16 protein-coding genes are annotated in these 17,171 nt (G+C 69.8%); 12 read left to right on the forward strand and 4 right to left on the reverse strand.

What is annotated here, in order from left to right; translation table 11 throughout:
- The first annotated feature begins 18 nt into the window (after window positions 1-18).
- From MLE64_RS11390 to MLE64_RS11405, 4 genes are all read left to right on the forward strand, one after another.
- Window positions 19-1,332, forward strand: coding sequence for a polysaccharide deacetylase family protein (locus MLE64_RS11390; RefSeq protein WP_243317844.1), 1,314 nt, complete (start codon window positions 19-21; stop codon window positions 1,330-1,332).
- Between the two features lie 48 nt (window positions 1,333-1,380).
- Window positions 1,381-3,924 carry an FtsK/SpoIIIE family DNA translocase gene (locus MLE64_RS11395; protein WP_243317845.1) on the forward strand — a complete coding sequence of 848 codons (2,544 nt, stop codon included), beginning with the start codon at window positions 1,381-1,383 and terminating at the stop codon, window positions 3,922-3,924.
- Between the two features lie 467 nt (window positions 3,925-4,391).
- The gene (locus tag MLE64_RS11400; protein ID WP_243317846.1) at window positions 4,392-5,765 is read left to right on the forward strand and encodes a rhodanese-like domain-containing protein; all 1,374 of its coding nucleotides are present in this window, start codon (window positions 4,392-4,394) and stop codon (window positions 5,763-5,765) included.
- A gap of 452 nt (window positions 5,766-6,217) precedes the next feature.
- Entirely contained in the window at window positions 6,218-6,637 is a 420-nt protein-coding gene (locus MLE64_RS11405) for a hemerythrin domain-containing protein (protein WP_243317847.1), read from the forward strand.
- Window positions 6,638-6,644: 7 nt separating this feature from the next.
- Here the strand turns inward: MLE64_RS11405 and MLE64_RS11410 are convergent, their stop codons facing one another.
- The gene (locus tag MLE64_RS11410; RefSeq protein ID WP_243317848.1) at window positions 6,645-7,604 is read right to left on the reverse strand and encodes a hypothetical protein; all 960 of its coding nucleotides are present in this window, start codon (window positions 7,602-7,604) and stop codon (window positions 6,645-6,647) included.
- Window positions 7,605-7,693: 89 nt separating this feature from the next.
- Between MLE64_RS11410 and gmhA the strand changes: the two genes are divergently transcribed.
- Genes gmhA through pip form a run of 5 tightly spaced genes read left to right on the forward strand, consistent with a single transcriptional unit; the run spans window position 7,694 to window position 12,030 of the window.
- Window positions 7,694-8,257, forward strand: coding sequence for a D-sedoheptulose 7-phosphate isomerase (gmhA, locus tag MLE64_RS11415; RefSeq protein ID WP_243317849.1), 564 nt, complete (start codon window positions 7,694-7,696; stop codon window positions 8,255-8,257).
- Between the two features lie 9 nt (window positions 8,258-8,266).
- Entirely contained in the window at window positions 8,267-8,998 is a 732-nt protein-coding gene (locus MLE64_RS11420; RefSeq protein ID WP_243317850.1) for a DUF4124 domain-containing protein, read from the forward strand.
- Window positions 8,988-10,178, forward strand: coding sequence for a coproporphyrinogen-III oxidase family protein (locus MLE64_RS11425; protein ID WP_243317851.1), 1,191 nt, complete (start codon window positions 8,988-8,990; stop codon window positions 10,176-10,178). The genes MLE64_RS11420 and MLE64_RS11425 overlap by 11 nt, the downstream gene beginning before the upstream one ends.
- Window positions 10,175-11,062 carry a DMT family transporter gene (locus tag MLE64_RS11430; protein ID WP_243317852.1) on the forward strand — a complete coding sequence of 296 codons (888 nt, stop codon included), beginning with the start codon at window positions 10,175-10,177 and terminating at the stop codon, window positions 11,060-11,062. Before MLE64_RS11425 ends, MLE64_RS11430 begins: the two co-directional genes overlap by 4 nt.
- Before the next feature lie 8 nt (window positions 11,063-11,070).
- The gene (gene pip / locus MLE64_RS11435) at window positions 11,071-12,030 is read left to right on the forward strand and encodes a prolyl aminopeptidase (RefSeq protein WP_243317853.1); all 960 of its coding nucleotides are present in this window, start codon (window positions 11,071-11,073) and stop codon (window positions 12,028-12,030) included.
- Window positions 12,031-12,152: 122 nt separating this feature from the next.
- Here the strand turns inward: pip and MLE64_RS11440 are convergent, their stop codons facing one another.
- Complete coding sequence (locus tag MLE64_RS11440; RefSeq protein ID WP_243317854.1) at window positions 12,153-12,809, reverse strand: DedA family protein; 657 nt, start codon at window positions 12,807-12,809, stop codon at window positions 12,153-12,155.
- Between the two features lie 47 nt (window positions 12,810-12,856).
- Here MLE64_RS11440 and smpB point away from each other — a divergent pair, with 47 nt between their 5' ends.
- Window positions 12,857-13,312: an SsrA-binding protein SmpB gene (smpB, locus tag MLE64_RS11445; protein WP_243317855.1), complete on the forward strand. Its 456-nt coding sequence runs from the start codon at window positions 12,857-12,859 to the stop codon at window positions 13,310-13,312.
- Between the two features lie 134 nt (window positions 13,313-13,446).
- On the opposite strand, the gene MLE64_RS11450 is transcribed toward smpB, so the two are convergent.
- Entirely contained in the window at window positions 13,447-14,097 is a 651-nt protein-coding gene (locus tag MLE64_RS11450; protein WP_243317856.1) for a riboflavin synthase, read from the reverse strand.
- Window positions 14,098-14,116: 19 nt separating this feature from the next.
- Window positions 14,117-15,691, reverse strand: a complete 1,575-nt coding sequence (locus tag MLE64_RS11455; protein ID WP_243317857.1) for an amino acid permease — start codon at window positions 15,689-15,691, stop codon at window positions 14,117-14,119.
- 74 nt (window positions 15,692-15,765) lie between these two features.
- On the opposite strand from MLE64_RS11455, the gene MLE64_RS11460 reads away from it, so the two are divergent.
- On the forward strand, window positions 15,766-16,704 hold the full coding sequence (locus tag MLE64_RS11460; protein WP_243317858.1) for a DUF58 domain-containing protein: 939 nt from the start codon (window positions 15,766-15,768) through the stop codon (window positions 16,702-16,704).
- A gap of 22 nt (window positions 16,705-16,726) precedes the next feature.
- Window positions 16,727-17,143, forward strand: a complete 417-nt coding sequence (gene cdd, locus MLE64_RS11465) for a cytidine deaminase (protein ID WP_243317859.1) — start codon at window positions 16,727-16,729, stop codon at window positions 17,141-17,143.
- Window positions 17,144-17,171: the final 28 nt, after the last annotated feature.

A 17,171-nucleotide genomic window follows, 5' to 3' on the forward strand; every position in this document is an offset into this window, starting at 1 on the left:
CCGGGCCCAAGTCGGCGCATGGGCCTCTGCATAGGCCTGTGCTCGGGGCTCTTCCTGGTCTTGACGGGCTGTGGGCGCCAGGCGGCCCAGGAGGCAGCTTCGCGGCCCGCTCCCCCGCCCAGGCCCGCCACCTCGGCCCGGAAGGACTGGTCCTGGCGCCCCGTGGGGGGGTTGGCCATCCTGGAAGGCGAGCTGGCCTCTCCTGCGGAGCTGGTGCTGGAGGGACGCTCCATCCGGGAGACCCGCTTCGCCGAGGCAGGTCCGGTGCGCTGGGAGCTGTTCCGGCCCCCCGTGGGCGAGACCGCCCTGCTGCGCACCGGTTCCGGCCAGATCCTGGCCCGCTTCGAGTTCGTGCTGCCTCCGCCGGCCAGGATCGCGCCGCCCCCGAAACCCAGTGCCCGCGCCACTTCCGCGATCCCGTCCAAGAGGCCGCATGCCGATCCGCCGGCCCGACCTCCGAGAGCCTTGCCGGCATCGCCCGCGCCGACCCCCGATCGGGCCGCTCCCCTGCCAAGCCCCACCCCGTTCCTCCTTCCCCGCGCCGCTGCTCCAGCCCCGGGCTCGGGCCCCTGGCCCGGGATGGGCGAGGCGCTCAACCTCACCCGCGGCCCCGGGGGACAGAAGCGGCTGCTGCTCAGCTTCGATGGCGGCTCCAATGCGGAGGTCGCCACTGAGATCCTCGACACCCTGAAGGCCCGGGGCGTGCACACCACCATCTTCCTCACGGGCGCCTTCATCCAGCACTTCCCGGCCCTGGTGAAGCGCATGGCGGCCGAAGGGCACGAACTGGGCAACCACACCATGAACCATCCCCACTTCGCGCCGGGCATGAAGCGCGATCCCAAGTGGACCAAGGAGCGGGTGCAGCGGGAGCTCCTGGAGGCGGACGCGGCCATGGTGCGCCTCCTCGGCCGCCCCATGGACCCCTACTGGCGGGCGCCCTACGGCGAGCAGACCGCCGAGATCCGCCGCTGGGCCGAGGAACTGGGCTATCGCCACGTGGGCTGGAGCGAAGGCGCGGACACCCTGGACTGGGCGACACCGAAGGAGCGCCGCCTGTACCGCAGCGGCGACGCCATCCTGCAGCGTCTCAGGCAGCGCCTGGACCGCGATGGCGACGGCCTCATCGTGCTCATGCACCTGGGCTCGGAGCGGGCCGAGAAGGACCGGCCCTCCGCGGGGCTGGGGGCCTTCATGGACCGCGCACGGCGGGAAGGCTGGGCCTTCGTGCCGGCCAGCGCCTTCCTGCACGACCTCGGCAAGCCCGCCTGGAACCCGCAGCTCCGCCTGGCCTTCCTGCAACCTCCGGCCCCCGCGCCCCAGGCCCGCTGAGCGCCGCGTCCCTGGGCTACACTGAAGCCCAGACACCTTGGAGGCGCGTTGCAGGGGATCGGCCGTTGGATGCTGAGGGCAGGACTGGGCTTCGTGGCCCTGGTGCTGCTGCTCTCGCTGGCCAGCTTCCATCCCCTGGACCCGCACCCCTTCACCCAGGGCGCCGCCGTGGCGGGCGTGCAGAACCTCTGCGGCACCGTCGGGGCCACCATCGCGGGCCTGCTCCAGACCCTCATGGGTATGGGCGCCTGGATCGTCCCGCCCTACCTGCTCTGGGAGGCCTGGCCCCGGGAGGAGCACCGCTGGCCCGGCCGCCTGGCTTGGCTGGGCCTGGCCCTGGCGGTCTGGACGGCCCTCGGCGCCTTCGGCAGCCGGTCCTGGCCGGGCCTCGATGGCGTGGGCACCGTGGAGATCCGCTGGGGCGGCTGGCTGGGAAGCACCCTCTGGCCCGCCCAGCGCCACCTCCTGGGCCCCGTCGGACTGCCTCTCTTCCTGGCCCTGGTGATGCTCACCTGCGCCCTCGTCCTGGCTCCGTCCGTGACGCGGAGCATCGGCCGGCTGCTGCACCGCTGGCTGGGCGAGACCGCCTGGCCCTGGATGAAGCCCATGCCCGCCAAGGGCTTCCAGGGTTTCCTCGGCATGGTGAAGCGGCCCTTCCTTCGGGGCCGCAACCCGGACCAGCCGGACCTGGATGCGGCGGATGGCGCGGCCTTGCTGGCCCTGGCCCAGCGCCAGGACGCCCTGGAGGCCCAGCGCGAAGCCCTGCTCAAGGCCGAGCTGGAAACGGCGGAGATCCGCAAGAAGCAGCCCCTCATCCGGGCCGAGGACCTGCTTCCGCCCATCCAGTCCATCAACCTCGACGCTGCCCAGACCCTCATCGACGCGCAACCACTCCCCACCTCCGCACCGACACCCCCGCTGGCCGCCGACGCCCCCTTCCGCGCCAAGCTGCTCGCCGAGGCCCCGCCGCCGCCCAAGCCGAAGCCCACCGTGGCCAAGGTCCAGGTGGCCAAGGACCGCTTCGGGCGGGAGATCGTCCAGCCCCCGCTGCCCCTCACGGAGCCCACCCCGGCGCGCCCCCTGCCCGCTCCGCCGCCAGAGCCGGAGCCGGGCCCGGCCTCCCGCGAGACCCTGCCTCCGCGCCGGCTCTTCGATCCGCCCGGCCAGCACGCCAAGGCCGACCTCGCCGCGCTGGAGTCCATCAAGGATGTCATTGGACAGAAACTGTCCGAATTCAAGATCAAGGGCGCCGTCACCGGCATGCAGCCCGGCCCCGTGGTCACCGTCTTCGAGTTCCAGCCCGACCCCGGCATCCCCCTGTCGCGCATCCTGGGCATGGAGGAGGACCTGGCCCTGGCCCTCCAGGCCGAAGCGGTGCGCATGGACCGCATTCCCGGCAAGAACCTGGTGGGCATCGAGGTGCCCAACCCCAAGCGCGAGATCATCACCTTCCGCGAGGTCATCGACAGCCCCGCATTCCGCGACGCGCCAGGGCTTCTCCAGCTGGCGCTCGGTAAGGACATCGCCGGTAAGCCCGTGGTGGCCGACCTCAACAAGATGCCCCACCTGCTCATCGGCGGCAGCACCGGCAGCGGCAAGAGCGTGGGCGTGAACGCCATGATCTGTTCCTGCCTCGTGCGCGCCCTGCCCGACGAGGTGAAGCTCATCCTCGTGGACCCGAAGATGGTGGAGCTGGGCGTCTACGAGGACATCCCCCACCTGTGGGCGCCGGTGGTCACGGACATGAAAGAGGCGGGCCGCGTGCTCAAGTGGGTGGTGGCCCAGATGGAGGACCGCTACCGCCGCCTGGCCCTGCTCAGCGTGCGCGACCTGAAGGGATTCAACACCAAGATCACCGACGCCGGCGGAAGCCTGGATATCTCCGAGCGCACGCCCAACCCGCGCTGGCCCGACCGTCCCGCGGTGCTGGACCCCATGCCCCACGTGGTGGTGGTCATCGACGAGCTGGCGGACCTCATGATGGTGGCCCGCAGCGAGGTGGAGGACAGCATCGCGCGCATCGCCCAGAAGGCCCGCGCCGTGGGCATCCACCTCATCCTCGCCACCCAGCGGCCCAGCGTGGACGTGGTCACGGGCGTCATCAAGGCCAACCTGCCCAGCCGCCTCAGCTACCGCGTGCGCACCAAGATCGACAGCCGCACCATCCTGGATTCCGGCGGCGGCGAGCAGCTGCTGGGCGCGGGCGACGCCCTCTTCCTGCCCAACGGCGCCAGCCACCCCCGGCGCATCCACGCGCCCTTCCTCACGGAGGACGAGACCCTGCGCCTCGTCACCTGGCTGCGGGAGCGCGGCCGGCCCGATTACAACCAGTCCCTCGTCAGCGCCATGGAGACCGAGGAGGAGACGGCCCTATTCGACGAGGCGGAGATGGGCGGCGGCGACGACATCTACGTGCGGGCCCTCGCCGTGGTGAAGCGCGAGCGCAAGGCCAGCACGAGCCTCCTCCAGCGCAAGCTCAACCTCGGCTATGGACGGGCGGCGCGGCTCATCGACCGCATGGAGGAAGAGGGCATCGTGGGGCCGGACCGGGGCGCGGGTAAGCCGCGGGAAGTGCTGGTCGAGGCCGAGTAGTCACGAGCGTGTGGGTTCCTGTCCCAGGGCTAAAGAGCTGGAACGCAGAGGACGCAGAGAAAAGCAAAAAGCCTTCTGCCAGTGATGCACGGTGATGAAAAGATCATCTGCACACATGCTCCGATTGCGTGGATCGGCAGCATCAGCACGGGCACGCCGTGAAGCCCATGCGCAGCTTGCAGCTGCCAGAGGCAGGACCAGGCAGCTCCCATCACCGTTCATCACGGTTCATCGCCGGCTGTCTTGGCATTTGAACCTGGGTGTGGCCGAAGCACGGGAGGGCGCGACCATGCCTTCTCGGACCAGAACTGATTTCGGGCCCAGTGGCAGGCCGCACCTGTATTTTCACTCCCCCGTCAGGTGGGCTGAAGCTTCCACCGAGGTGTCCGTAGACCGTGGTCACAATCCATCTGCATGCATGGCCAAACAACCATAGACTCCATTCGTACATGACCACGGGAGAGTCTATGGCAATCCACCACCCCTTCATCCTTCCGCTGGCCGCCGCCTGCGCCCTGGCTACCGCCCAGGCCCCGGCCCCGAAGCCCGCCTCCGCGAAGATCTGCACCACCTGCCACACCACGGCCGCCGACAACCTCCGCGGCCACTTCGACAACCTGGTCCTGAAGAACGCCTCCTTCCAGCTCAAGATCGACGAGCGCACGGAGGTGCTGCGCTTCGATAAGGCCACCCTGAAGGTGGTCACGCCCGAGCCCGCCGCCAACGCCGAGGCGGCGCTGAAGTCCATCGCCAAGGGCCACGAGGTGCGCGTCCAGTTCACCGAGAAGGATGGCGTGAAGACCGCCGTGGCGGTGTTCGCCAAGCCCCCCGTCAAGCTGGCCGCCAGCGAGATCATGACCCTCGACGAGCTCCAGAAGCTGGTGGCCACGGGCCCTGAGAAGGGGAAGTACTTCCTCTTCGACTCCCGGCCCGCGCCGCGCTTCATGGAAGGCGCCATCCCCACGGCCGTGAACCTGCCCTTCCCGGCCTTCGACAAGAACGTGGACAAGCTGCCCGCCGACAAGGGCGCGCTGGTGATCTTCTACTGCAGCGGGAAGACCTGCAACATGAGCCCCGGGTCGCTCGCCAAGGCCAAGAAGCTGGGATACACGAACGCCAAGGTGTTCGTGGACGGCATGCCCGCCTGGACGAAGAAGGCCTACGGCGTGCTGAGCCCCGCCTCCCTGAAGGCCGCGTTCCTCGACACGCAGACGCCCCTGGTGATCCTCGACGCCCGCCCCGCCCCTGAAGCCTCCAAGGGCTTCATCAAGGACGCCGTGGCCGTGGATCCCGCGAAGACGGCCGACCTGCTCAAGACCTTCCCCTCCGCCAAGCTGAAGCCCCCGGTGGTGGTGGTGGATGAGACCGGCGGCGACGCGGCGAAGGCCGTGGCCTCAGATCTCGTGAAGGCCGGCTACGTGGGCGTGAATGTCCTCTCCGGCGGCTTCAAAGCCTGGCAGGCCGCGTCGATGCCGGTGGAGACGGGAACTCTGGCTACCAAGGCCACCTTCGTGCCGAAGCCCCGCCCGGGCGCCATCGCCCCCGCGGACTTCACGAAGCTCGCGAACCTGGCCCCCGCCGAGCGCGGCGCCGTGATCCTGGACGTCCGGAACCCTGACGAAACGAAGAACGGCATCATCAAGGGCGCCCTCACCATCCCCGAGCCCCAGCTCTTGGCCCGCCTCGCCGAAGTTCCCAAGGGCCAGAAGGTGGTCTGCCACTGCTCCACGGGCATCCGCGCCGAGCTGGCCTACCACCTGCTGAAGGAGAAGGGCTACGACGTGCAGTTCCTCCCCACGGAGATCACCATCATCGACAGCGGAGAGTTCACCCTCGACTGACGGCACCTCGCGCATAAACAAGGCCGGCCCCAAGGCCGGCCTTGTTTATGTTTCTTCCGGAATTTCAGTGAAAGCAGGCTCACAGAGGGATCTGCAGAAGACACCGAGAACCGCAGCAGCGAGGTTCCACAGCAAGAACCAGCCAATCCTCCCCCTTCATGCTGGTCACGGAGGACACGGAAACAAGCCGGAAGGCACGGAATAAGAGCAGGGGCGTCCGCTCCGAAAGCACGGGGTGCATCCCGGAGGCGGCGAGGGCCTGGCCCCTTCCGTGCCTTCCGTGGAATTCCGTGGCTTCCGTGACCAGCTATTGGCGCGATACCCCTGTGAAGTACCGCCTTTGCGTTTCTGGTCACGGAATTCTCAGAAGAATCTTTTTATTGCCACCGACGATCAGGCAGCACTCAAGTTCGGCCCGGCCGGACCGATAACGGAAGGCATAAGGATCCGCCATGGACGCCAGCCTCGCCCCCTACCACCATCACCACCAGGAGCTGCGGCGCCTGGCGCGCGAGCATGAGGCCCGCCTAGCCCCGGCCTTGGTGCGAAGCCATCCGGAGGTCTGCCTGGCCGGCGCGCAGGCCCTCCTCACCACGGTCAAGGCCCACCTGTCCATGGAGAACACGGTCCTGTACCCGGCGCTGCTGGAGGCCGTGGACGCCGACATCCAGGCCACCGCGAGGGGGCTGGAGGCAGGCCTGGAGGAGCTGAAGACCCGCTTGCGCCAGTTCAGCCACCACTGGCCCAGCGCGGAAGCCATCCGGCTGGCGCCGGAGGCCTTCATCGAGACGTCCAGGGATCTGCTCCAGGTCCTCCGCCGGCGGATCGACCTGGAGGAAGCCCGGCTGTTCCCTCTCGTGGAGCGGGCCTAGTCGCGGCTCAATTCTCGGAAACGGCCTTCAGGCGCGGCACGCGCCAGCGGCTGCGCTGCGCGGGATCGGCCATGCCGCCGGCGTGGCACGCCTTGCAGGCCTCCAAGTGGGTGTTCTGGTTCCGCCAGTAGGCCCGGGCCTCGCCGTCAGTCTCCTGGCGACGGTCGATGGGCACCTGGGGCCAATAGAAGGTGAGCGCGGGCGTCTCGCCCTTCATCTCCAGGGAGTAGAGGGGACCAGGTTCGGTGCTGGGGCGGCCCCAGCGGTCCTCCAGGGTGCTGAGCACCACCAGGGAGCCCGGCGGCAGGGGCCGGCCGGCCCGGTAGGCGGAGGCGGCGGTGGGATTGGCCCAGGCGCGGATCCACCGGCCGCCGTGAGCGGGGGACTTCACGGGCTCGGCGTGGATGGCCTCGAGGGAGGCGAAGTCCAGGGCCCGCACGGGAGCCTGGGCTTCGGGATCCACCGGCGGCGCGGGGGGCGCCTGGACGACCTTCACGGGCGCGGGGGGAACGGGCCGGCCCGGATGGGCCAGGCCGTAACCGGAATAGCCGGTCGCCAGGAGCGCGCCGGACCAGGCGAGACCCAGCAGCAGCGCAAGGATGCCCAGACTCTGGTGATCCTTCCGCGGCCGGTTCATGGACCAGAGCGCGGGCACTGAGAGGAGCGCCGCGGCGGTGGCGATCACCGCATGGCGGAACAGCAGGGCATCCGCCCCCAGACCCGAGGCCGGCAGGGGGAAGATCCGCCCGGCGGGGATCAGTGAGGAAAGGCGGCCCAGCGCGGGGCCGCTGACGAGCGCGGCGATCAGGCCCAGCAGGCCGACCCAGCCCAGGTACCGGCACACGGTCCACCAGGGGCGCATGCCCCGGCCCGCGCGCTGGGAGGCGAACAGCGCCCAGGGCAGAAGCAATCCGGTCGCCACCGGGAGGTGGGCCAGCAGGGCGTGTTTGAGGGCAATCCAATCCATGGGATCCACGCTCGGAAGGGGCAAGGCTCCCCGCAGTCTGCCAGTGTCTGGGAAATCCTGGGAGTGGAATTCCTGTCACAATCGGCGGCATGAAGCAGATCCTCCTCCAGCACGTCCAGGAGTCCGTCCAGCTCAAGCAGGCCTTTTTCGCCCAAGAGATGGATCACCTCCTCGCCCAGGCTGACGACATGGCCGAGCGGCTGCGGCGGGGCGGCCGCATCCTCGTCTGCGGCAACGGGGGCAGCGCCGCCGACGCCCAGCACCTGGCCGCGGAGCTGAGCGGGCGCTACCTCAAGGAGCGGCGCGCCCTCGCGGGCATCGCCCTCACCACCGACACTTCGGCCCTCACGGCCATCGGCAACGACTACGGCTTCGACCAGGTCTTCTCCCGGCAAGTGGAAGCCCTGGGCCGCCCCGGCGACCTGCTCATCGGCATCAGCACCAGCGGCAACAGCCCCAATGTCATCCGGGCCGTGGCCTCCGCGAAGGAGCTGGGCGTCCGCACCCTGGGCCTGCTGGGCCGCGACGGCGGCAAGCTGGTGGGCCTGATGGACGACGCCCTCGTGGTGCCCTCCACCGTGACGGCGCGCATCCAGGAAATCCACCAGATGATCTACCACTTCTGGTGCGAGGCCCTTGATGGCCAGTTCTGAGGCCTTCGGGTGATCGCCGCCGCGGGACTGCTCGTCTTGGCCCTCCTGGGCCAGCCTTCGCGAACCTACTACTGGCGCGATGCCGGCGGGCAGACCCACATCACCAACACGCCGCCGCCGGCCGACGCGGAGATCCTGGAGCCCCCGCCCCCGCCTGCGGTGGAGCCGGGCCGCCCCCACCAGGCCCAGGCCGGTTCCCAAAACCTGATCCCCCGCGGCTACCGCCAGGTGACGCTCACTCCCACCCAGAAGCAGGCATGGGAAGCCCTGGACCAGCACCTGCTCCGGGCCCGGACCGCCAACGACCGCCGCACACTCGAAGCCGTCACCGATTCCCTCATCCACGACTGCCTCTGGGGCAATGGGCTGTGGGCCATGCCCTTGGTCCCGCTCCTGGCGCTGGTGCTCATGGTCCTCATGGGTTGGTGGCTGGCCCTGGGGCTGGGCACCGCGCTCCGCCTGCCGGTGGTGGGCGGCTTCCTGATCCTGGGCCTCGCCTTCGGCCACCTGCTCCTGAACGTCTTCCTCTACCACCCCCAGGCGGCCCGCCTCCAGCAGAACCTCGAACTGCTCGAGCTCCACATGGGCGGGCGGATCCCCCGGCCCGAACGCCAGGCCTTCCTGCAGCAGCGGTACCAGGCCCTGGAACAGGCCGCGGAGCCCACCCAGGCGCCCTGGCGTTTCCCGAAGGAAGTCCGGACCCTGCGGGAGGCCGTGAAGCAGGTGATGGTTGACCCCTGACCTTCCGCCCCCCCTGGCGGAGAGGCTGCCGGCGCTCAGGGCCGCCGCACACGCGGAGCCGCTCGGGCTCTACCTGCACATCCCCTTCTGCCTGGACCGCTGCACCTACTGCTCCTTCACCACCACCCGGGACCGCGACCTCCAGCCGGCCACGATCCGGCGCCTGACGGCCCAGGTCCGGGCCTGGGGCGCGGCCCTGGATCGACCCGCCGTGGACACGCTCTACCTGGGCGGGGGCACCCCCTCCCTGCTCTCCCCGGAGGAGTTGGCGACGCTCACGGCCGCCCTCCGCGAGGCCTTCGACCTCTCGCCCCTGGTGGAGGCCACCTTCGAAGCCAACCCCGGCACCGTGGACCTGGCCTGGCTTTGGCAGGCCCGGGACCTGGGCTGGGACCGCGTGAGCCTCGGCGTGCAGGCCCTGGACGACGCCCTGCTCGCCCGACTGGGGCGCATCCACGGCGCCACGCAAGCCCTGGAGGCGCTGGACCTGGCGGAGCGTGCCGGTTTCCGCCGCCGCAGCGCCGACCTCATGGTGGGCATTCCTGGACAGTCACTGTCCAAGGTGATCGGGGACGCCCGCACCCTCGCCGCCACGGGCCTCGACCACCTGAGCGTCTACCTCCTGGACCTGGACAAGGCCTGCCCCCTGCGGGCCGAGATTGACGCCGGCCGCCTGGCCCTGCCCTCCGAGGACGAGGTGGCCGACGTCTTCGAGGCCCTCCAGGCCGAGCTTCCGCCGCTGGGCCTCGCGCCCTACGAGATCAGCAACTACGCCCGGCCCGGCGGCGAGTCCATCCACAACACCCGCTACTGGGAGCGCCGCCCCTACCTGGGCCTGGGCCCCAGCGCCGCCTCCCAGATGGGGGCCTTCCGTTGGACGGAGACCTCCGTCATCCCCGCCTGGGCCGAGGGCCGTGGCGAGATCGACCTCCAGGAGCTGGACGCGGCGGAAGCCCTTTCGGAGGTCCCCCTGCTGGGCCTGCGCCTCCACCGCGGCGTGGACTGGGGCGCCCTGCGGCGGCAGGCGGAGGATCTGAACCTGCGGCCCCTGACGGATGGGTGGGAGGCGCGGCTCCGGGCCCTCGCGAAGGAGGGGCTCACGGTCTGGGAAGGCGACCGGGTGCGCCTCAGCCCCCGCGGCATGCTCATGAGCAACGGAATTCTGCAGATGTTCGTATGACGTACCTCGGCGAAAGCGCCGCCCTGCTGACCTCCGCGTGCTGGGCCCTCAATTCGGTTTGCTTCACCATCGCGGGCCGGCGGGTGGGGTCCGCCAGCGTGAATCTGGTGCGGCTGCTCATGGCCTGGGCGCTGCTGATCCTGCTGCACCTCGCGCTCTATGGCCAGGCCTTCCCCTGGCAGGCGGGGACGGCACGCCTCGGCTGGCTGGCCGTCTCGGGCCTCACCGGCTTCGCCGTGGGCGACGCCGTGCTCTTCGAAGCCTTCGTGCTCATCGGCGCGCGGCTGGCTATGCTGTTCATGACCCTCTCACCCATCTTCAGCGCCCTGCTGGCCTGGCTGTTCCTGGGCCAGAGCCTGAGCCTCCCGAAGATCCTGGCCATGGCCATCACCCTGGGCGGCATCGCCTGGGTGGTGTGGGATGGTGGCGATCGCGAGCCCCATCCCCATCTCTGGCGCGGCGTGGCCCTCGGCGTCGGCGGAGCCCTGGGCCAGTCCCTGGGCCTCCTCTTCAGCATGAAGGGTCTGGCCGGGGGCTTTCCGCCCATCTCCGCCAACCTCATCCGGGTGACCGCGGGCCTGGGGGCCCTGGGGCTCTATTTCATCGCCACGGGCCGGCTGCGCGACCGGCTGGGCGGCCTCCGCGACGGCCGAGCCGCGGCCTACATCGGCCTCGGCGCGGTCACCGGCCCCGTGCTGGGTGTGGTGCTGTCGCTGGTGGCCATCGCCAGGGCCCCCATGGGCGTGGCCGCCACCCTCATGTCCCTGTCGCCCGTCATCCTCCTGCCCGTCTCCCATTTCGGGTTCAAGGAGAAGGTCGGCTGGCATGCCATCCTGGGGACGCTGCTGGCCCTCGCCGGGGCGACTACATTGTTCTTCGTCTAGGAGTCCCGATGACCCTGCGCAAGGATCCCGTCAGCTGGCTCTACCCGGCCCTCGAGCCCACCCGAGTGCTGCGCCTGAAGGTGTCGGACCTGCACGAGCTGCATGTGGAGGAGAGCGGCAACCCCGCCGGCAAGCCCGTCATCTTCCTCCACGGCGGGCCCGGCGGCGGCACCAGCCCCAAGCACCGGCGCTACTTCGATCCGGACAAGTACCGCATCATCCTCTTCGACCAGCGCGGCTGCGGCCAGAGCACGCCCTACGCCGAGGTGCGCGAGAACGGCACCTGGGACCTGGTGGCCGACATCGAGCGCATCCGCGTGGAGCTGGGCATCGACCGCTGGATGGTCTTCGGCGGCTCCTGGGGCGCCACCCTCGGCCTGGCCTACGCGGAGACACACCCGGAGCGCGTGACCGAGCTGATCCTCCGCGGCATCTTCCTGCTGCGCCAGCGCGAGGTGGACTGGCTCTACCAGGAGGGCGCCAGCCGCATCTTCCCGGACGCATGGGAGCCCTACCGCGACGCCATCCCCGAGGCCGAGCGAGGCGACTTCCTGCAGGCCTACGCCATGCGCCTGCTCAGCGACGACCCGGCCGTGAACCTGCCCGCCGCCAAGGCCTGGAGCATCTGGGAGGGCGCCACCAGCAAGCTGATTCCGGACCCCGACTTCATCGCCTCCTACGGCGACGAGGCCACCACCCTGGCCTTCGCCCGCATCGAGTGCCAGTACTTCCTGAACAAGGGCTGGATGGACGAGGCCCAGCTGCTGCGTGACGCGCCGCGGCTGAAGGGCATCCCCGGTGCCATCATCCAGGGCCGCTACGACATGGTCTGCCCCATCGAGAGCGCCTGGGCCCTGTCCAAGGCCTGGCCCGAGGCAGACCTCGTCATCGTCCCCGACGCCGGCCACAGCGCCTACGAGCCCGGCATCTCCAGGGCCCTAGTCGCTGCGACGGATCGCTTCGCCTGATGGAAAAGCTGGGACAGGATTAACAGGATGAAAAGCTGGATTAACAGGATTAAAGCATTCACTGAATTGATTTTTTTGAATCCTGTTAATCCTTCTAATCCTGTTAATCCTGTTCCCGTTTTTCAGCCTTTGGCCCTGTTCTTGAAGTGGTCGTACACGAACCACGCGACGCCAGCCACGATGAGCACGCCGATGACGGCATCGAGCTTGTGGAAGTACTGGCCGAGGGTGTTCCACTTCTCGCCGAGCTTGTAGCCGACCCAGGCGAGACCCAGGCACCAGGGCAGGCTGCCCACGAAGGTGTAGAGGTGGAAGCGGGTGCGGTTCATGCGGGCGATGCCGGCGGGCAGGGCGATGAAGGTGCGCACCACGGGCAGCAGGCGGCCCAGGATGATGGCCTCGGAGCCGAACCGCTCGAAGAAGCGGTGGGCCTGGTCCAGGTGGCCCGTGTGCAGCCAGACGTACTTCCCGTACTTCTCGATGGCCCGGCGACCGCCCCAGGCGCCCACCTCGTAGGCGGGGATGCTGCCCAGGTTGCAGCCCAGGGCACCGAAGATCCCGGCGATCCAGATCTGCGCCACAGGGCTGCCGGCGCCGAGGCCCAGGAAGGTGAGCTTGCCCTGGAAGGCCAGGTAGCCCGCGAAGGGCATGATGACCTCGCTGGGCAGCGGGATGCAGGCGCTCTCGATGGCCATGAGCAGCATGACGCCCAGGGGCCCCATGGCGGCCATGAGGGCCACCATCCAGGCGATGATCGGGGCGAGGAGCTTCTGCAGCATGGCGGCGTCCCAAAAGGTCCAGTCTACCGGGCGGGTACACTGGGTGGATGTCCGAAGACCTCGTCCGCAACCGGAAGGCCCTGCACAACTACCACGTCCTGGAGACCTGGGAGGCGGGGATCGCCCTGCAGGGCACCGAGGTGAAGGCCCTGCGGGCGGGCCTGGGCCAGTTGCAGGACGCCTACGTGGACGCGGTGGATGGGGAGCTGTGGCTGAAGCAGGCCCACATCTCGCCCTACGAGTTCGGCACCTACGCCAACCACGATCCCCTGCGCCCCCGCAAGCTGCTGCTGCACAAGGCGGAGATCACCAAGATGACCGCGAAGGTCGTCCGCAAGGGCCTCACCATCATCCCCCTGGCCATCTACCTGAATGAAAAGGGAACGATCAAGGTCAAGGTGGCCCTGGCCGAAGGCAAGGCCGTGGGCGACAAGCGCGAAGCCCTGAAGCAGCGCGAGCAGAAGCGCGAGATGGACCGCATCCGCAAGGGCGCGCGGGAGTAGGCGAAAGCGGCTGGTCACGGAAGACACAGAGGATCGCGGAAGACACGGAACAAGCCACGGCGCCCCGGATCCGGCTCGTGTCTTTATTCCGCGTCTTCCGGCTGGTTTCCGTGCCTTCCGTGACCAGCGTTTTCCTAGACGTTCCACCCGCCCTGGGCGAACCTGGCGAGTTTCTCGTCGCTGCCGCGGAGGGCCAGGGCTCGGGCCACGAAGCGGCCGACGGGATCGGCTTCGAGGTTCACGGGGTCGCCGGGACGCATGGCGTCCAGGGCTGTGCGCGTGACGGTCTCGGGGATGAGGGCCGCGGTGAACCAGTCCGGGCCGCAGTCCACCACCGTGAGCGAGATGCCGTCCACGGCGATGGAGCCCTTGGCGGCGGTCATGGGCGCCAGCTCCGGGGGCATGGCGAAGCGCCAGATGCCCTCGTCGATGCCACCTTTGGCGCGGGGCCGCTCCAGCAGCCGGCCCACGGCGTCCACGTGGCCGGAGACCAGGTGGCCGTCGAGGGGATCGCCCACGCGCAGGGCCGGCTCCAGGTGCAGGGTCGCGCCCAGGGGCAGGCGGCCCAGGGTGGTCTTCGCCAGCGTCTCCTCGCTGAGGTCCGCCTCCCAGGCGCGCCCGTCCACGGCCACGCTGGTGAGGCAGGCGCCGTTCACGGCGATGCTGGCGCCCAGCTCCGCCCGGGCCAGCAGGTCCGCCGGGGCCGCGATGCGCAGGCGCGCCCCGCCGGGCCGAGAGGACCGGGATTCGAGATGACCGATGTGGCGGATCAGACCGGTGAACATGGGGACAGCTCCGGATCCATCATCGCGCAGCTGGCGTCTCCAGGCGGCTGTTCCGCGAGCCGAAGAAGAAGTAGATCACCAGCCCGATGCCCAGCCAGCCGAAGAAGCGGTACCAGGTGATGGCGGGCAGGCCCCTGGCGATCCAGAAGCAGCCGAGGATGCCCAGAGGCGCCACGATCCAGGCGAAGGGCATGACGAACTTCCGGGGCGCCTCCGGCCGGCGCTTCCTCAGGATGAGCACGGCGGCGCAGACGATGACGAAGGCGAAGAGGGTGCCGATGTTGGCCAGCTCCACCACCTCGTCGATGTTGAGCAGCGCGGCGGGGATGGCCACCAGGAAACCCGTCAGCACCGTGGCGGTGGAGGGCGTCTTGAACCGCGGGTGGACCTTGCCGAACCAGGATCCCAGCAGGCCGTCGCGGCTCATGCTCAGGAAGATGCGGGGCTGGCCCACCTGATAGACGAGGAGGGCCGCGGTGGTGGCGATGACGGCGCCGAAGCTGATGACGGCGGCGATGCCGGCCATCCTGTGCTGGGTGAAGATGTAGGCTAGGGGATCCGCGATGCCCCCCAGCTTCGTGTAGTGCAGCATGCCGGTCACCACCAGGGCCACGGCGGCGTAGATGACGGTGCAGATGACCAGGGAGCCCAGGATGCCCCGGGGCAGGTCGCGGCCCGGATCGCGGCATTCCTCGGCCGTGGTGCTCACGGCGTCGAAGCCGATGAAGGCGAAGAAGATGATGGCGGCGCCGGCCTGGATGCCCCGGAACCCATGGGGCACGAAGGGATGCCAGTTGTCCGGGCTGATGAACTTCACGCCGAGCCCCACCACGGCCAGCAGGATGATCACCTTGATCACCACCATGACGCCGTTCACCCGCGCGCTCTCCTTGATGCCGATGTAGCAGAGCCAGGTGATGACGGCGGTGATGATCACGGCGAGGAGGTTGATGGTGATGGGGAAGTTCCCCACTGTGGGCGCGGCCTTCACCACGTCCCAGTTGGCGAAGGTGGCGGCGCCGTTGATGAGGCCCGCCTTGGCCTGGGCCAGGGCCTGGAGCTTGGCGCCGAGGTCCATGGCCGGCACGCCCTGGACCAGCTTGAGGGCGCTGCGGGGGTCCATGCCCAGCCAGCCGGGGATGTCCACGTGGAGCACCGTGGAGAGGAAGCTGCGGGCGTAGTCGCCCCAGGAGATGGCCACGGCCACGTTGGAGATGGCGTACTCCAGCAGCAGGTCCCAGCCGATGATCCAGGCCATCAGCTCGCCGAGCGTGGCGTAGGCGTAGGTGTAGGCGCTGCCGGACACGGGGATCATGGAGGCCATCTCGGCGTAGGCCAGGGCGGTGAAGCCGCAGATGACCGCCACGATGAGGATGCTGAGGACCAGGCCCGGCCCCGCCGGGAGGCGTCCGTCGGCCATGTTCCCGGCGGCGGCGGTGCCGATGCTCGAGAAGATGCCCGCCCCGATGATGGCGCCGATGCCGAACATGGTGAGGTCGAAGGCCCCCAGGTTCTTCTTGAGCTGGTGCTCCGGCTCGTCGGCGCTGGCGCGGAGCTGCTCCAGGGTTTTCGTGCGAAGAACACGTTCCAGCATGGGAGGCCTTGTGGGGATGAGGGACCATGCTAGCAGGCGGATTTCCGGCCGCGTGGCGAGGTAGGCTGGAGGCCATGCAACTGTGGAGCGACCGCCGCCTTCGCCTCTCCCTGACGGGGTTGGGCGCGCAGTGCCTGCTGGCCCTGCTGGCCGTGGGCGCCTTCTCCGTGAACACCGGGAACAATCTGCTCTACCTGGTGTTCTCCCTGATGCTGGGCCTCTTCCTGGTCTCCGGGGTCCTGAGCCGCCGGGCCCTCCAGGGCCTCGGGGTCGTCGGCCTCGAGGAGGGCAACCTCTTCGCCCGCGTCCGAGGCGGCCTCCGCCTCCGCATTCGGGACAACGGCCGCGGCCGGATCCGGGGCCTGGAGCTCCACCTCACCCTGGAGGATGGCCAGGTGGAGCCCGGCTTCCTGGGCCGGACCACCTCCGACGGCGAGATCCTGGTGGTCCTCCAAGCCCGTGCCGGCCACCGAGGCTGGACCAAGGCGCGCCGGCTGGAGCTCCGCACCCGCTTCCCCTTCGGCCTGGTGGAGAAGGCCCGCTTCATCGACCTGGATCAGGACCTGCTCATCCTGCCCCACCCCCGCACCCCGCCGGCTCCTCCCGCGGGATGGCGGGGCGAGGGCCATCGCACCGTCACCCAGGAGGGGACCAGCAGCCCGGAGGGCGCGCGCCCCTGGCGGGCGGGAGATCCCCCGGGCCGGGTCCACTGGAAGCGCACGGCCCAGCGGAGCCAGCTCTGGGTGCGCACCTTCCACGAGGAGCGCCCTCAGGGCCTGCACCTGCGGCTCGACCTCGCCGCCTGGGCCCCGGGCCGGCCCTTCGAACGGGAGCTGGAGCGCCTCTCCGGTGCGGTGCTCCAGGCCCGCCTCCAGAAGCGGGAGGTCAGCCTGGAGCTCCAGGGCGCCCTGGAGACCCGGGAGGTGCGGGGGCACACCCCCTGCTGGCGCGCCCTGGCCCTCGCCCAGGCCGAGGGTTCCGGAGACCCAGCGGCCCCCGAGAACCTCCGCTAATCTGAACGTGACGGAGGCGCCGGTGTTCGACGATCCCCAATCCCCATCCTGGACGCCCCTGCTGGAGGCGGCCTGGAAGGCCCGGGCGAATGCCCACGCCGCCTACTCCCACTTCCAGGTCGGGGCGGCGCTGCTGACCGCCTCGGGGGACGTCGTGGCCGGATGCAATGTGGAAAATGCCGCCTACCCCGTCACCCTCTGCGCCGAACGGGGGGCCCTCAGCGCCGCCGTGGCCGCCGGCCTGCGTCCGGGAGGCCTGGTGGCGGCCGTGGTGGTGACGGACGTGGACCTGCTGACGCCGCCCTGCGGCGCCTGCCGGCAGGCCCTGGCCGAGTTCGCCGAGCGCCTGCCGGTCCTCCTGGCCAACCGCCAGGGCCGCGAGCTCCACCGCCTGGAGGACCTGCTGCCCCACAGCTTCACGGGACGCAATTTCGCCTAGACCACAGGATCTATCCAAGTGGGCCCCC

It is taken from the genome of Geothrix paludis (genome assembly GCF_022808815.1).
In the GTDB taxonomy this organism is placed as follows: domain Bacteria; phylum Acidobacteriota; class Holophagae; order Holophagales; family Holophagaceae; genus Geothrix; species Geothrix paludis.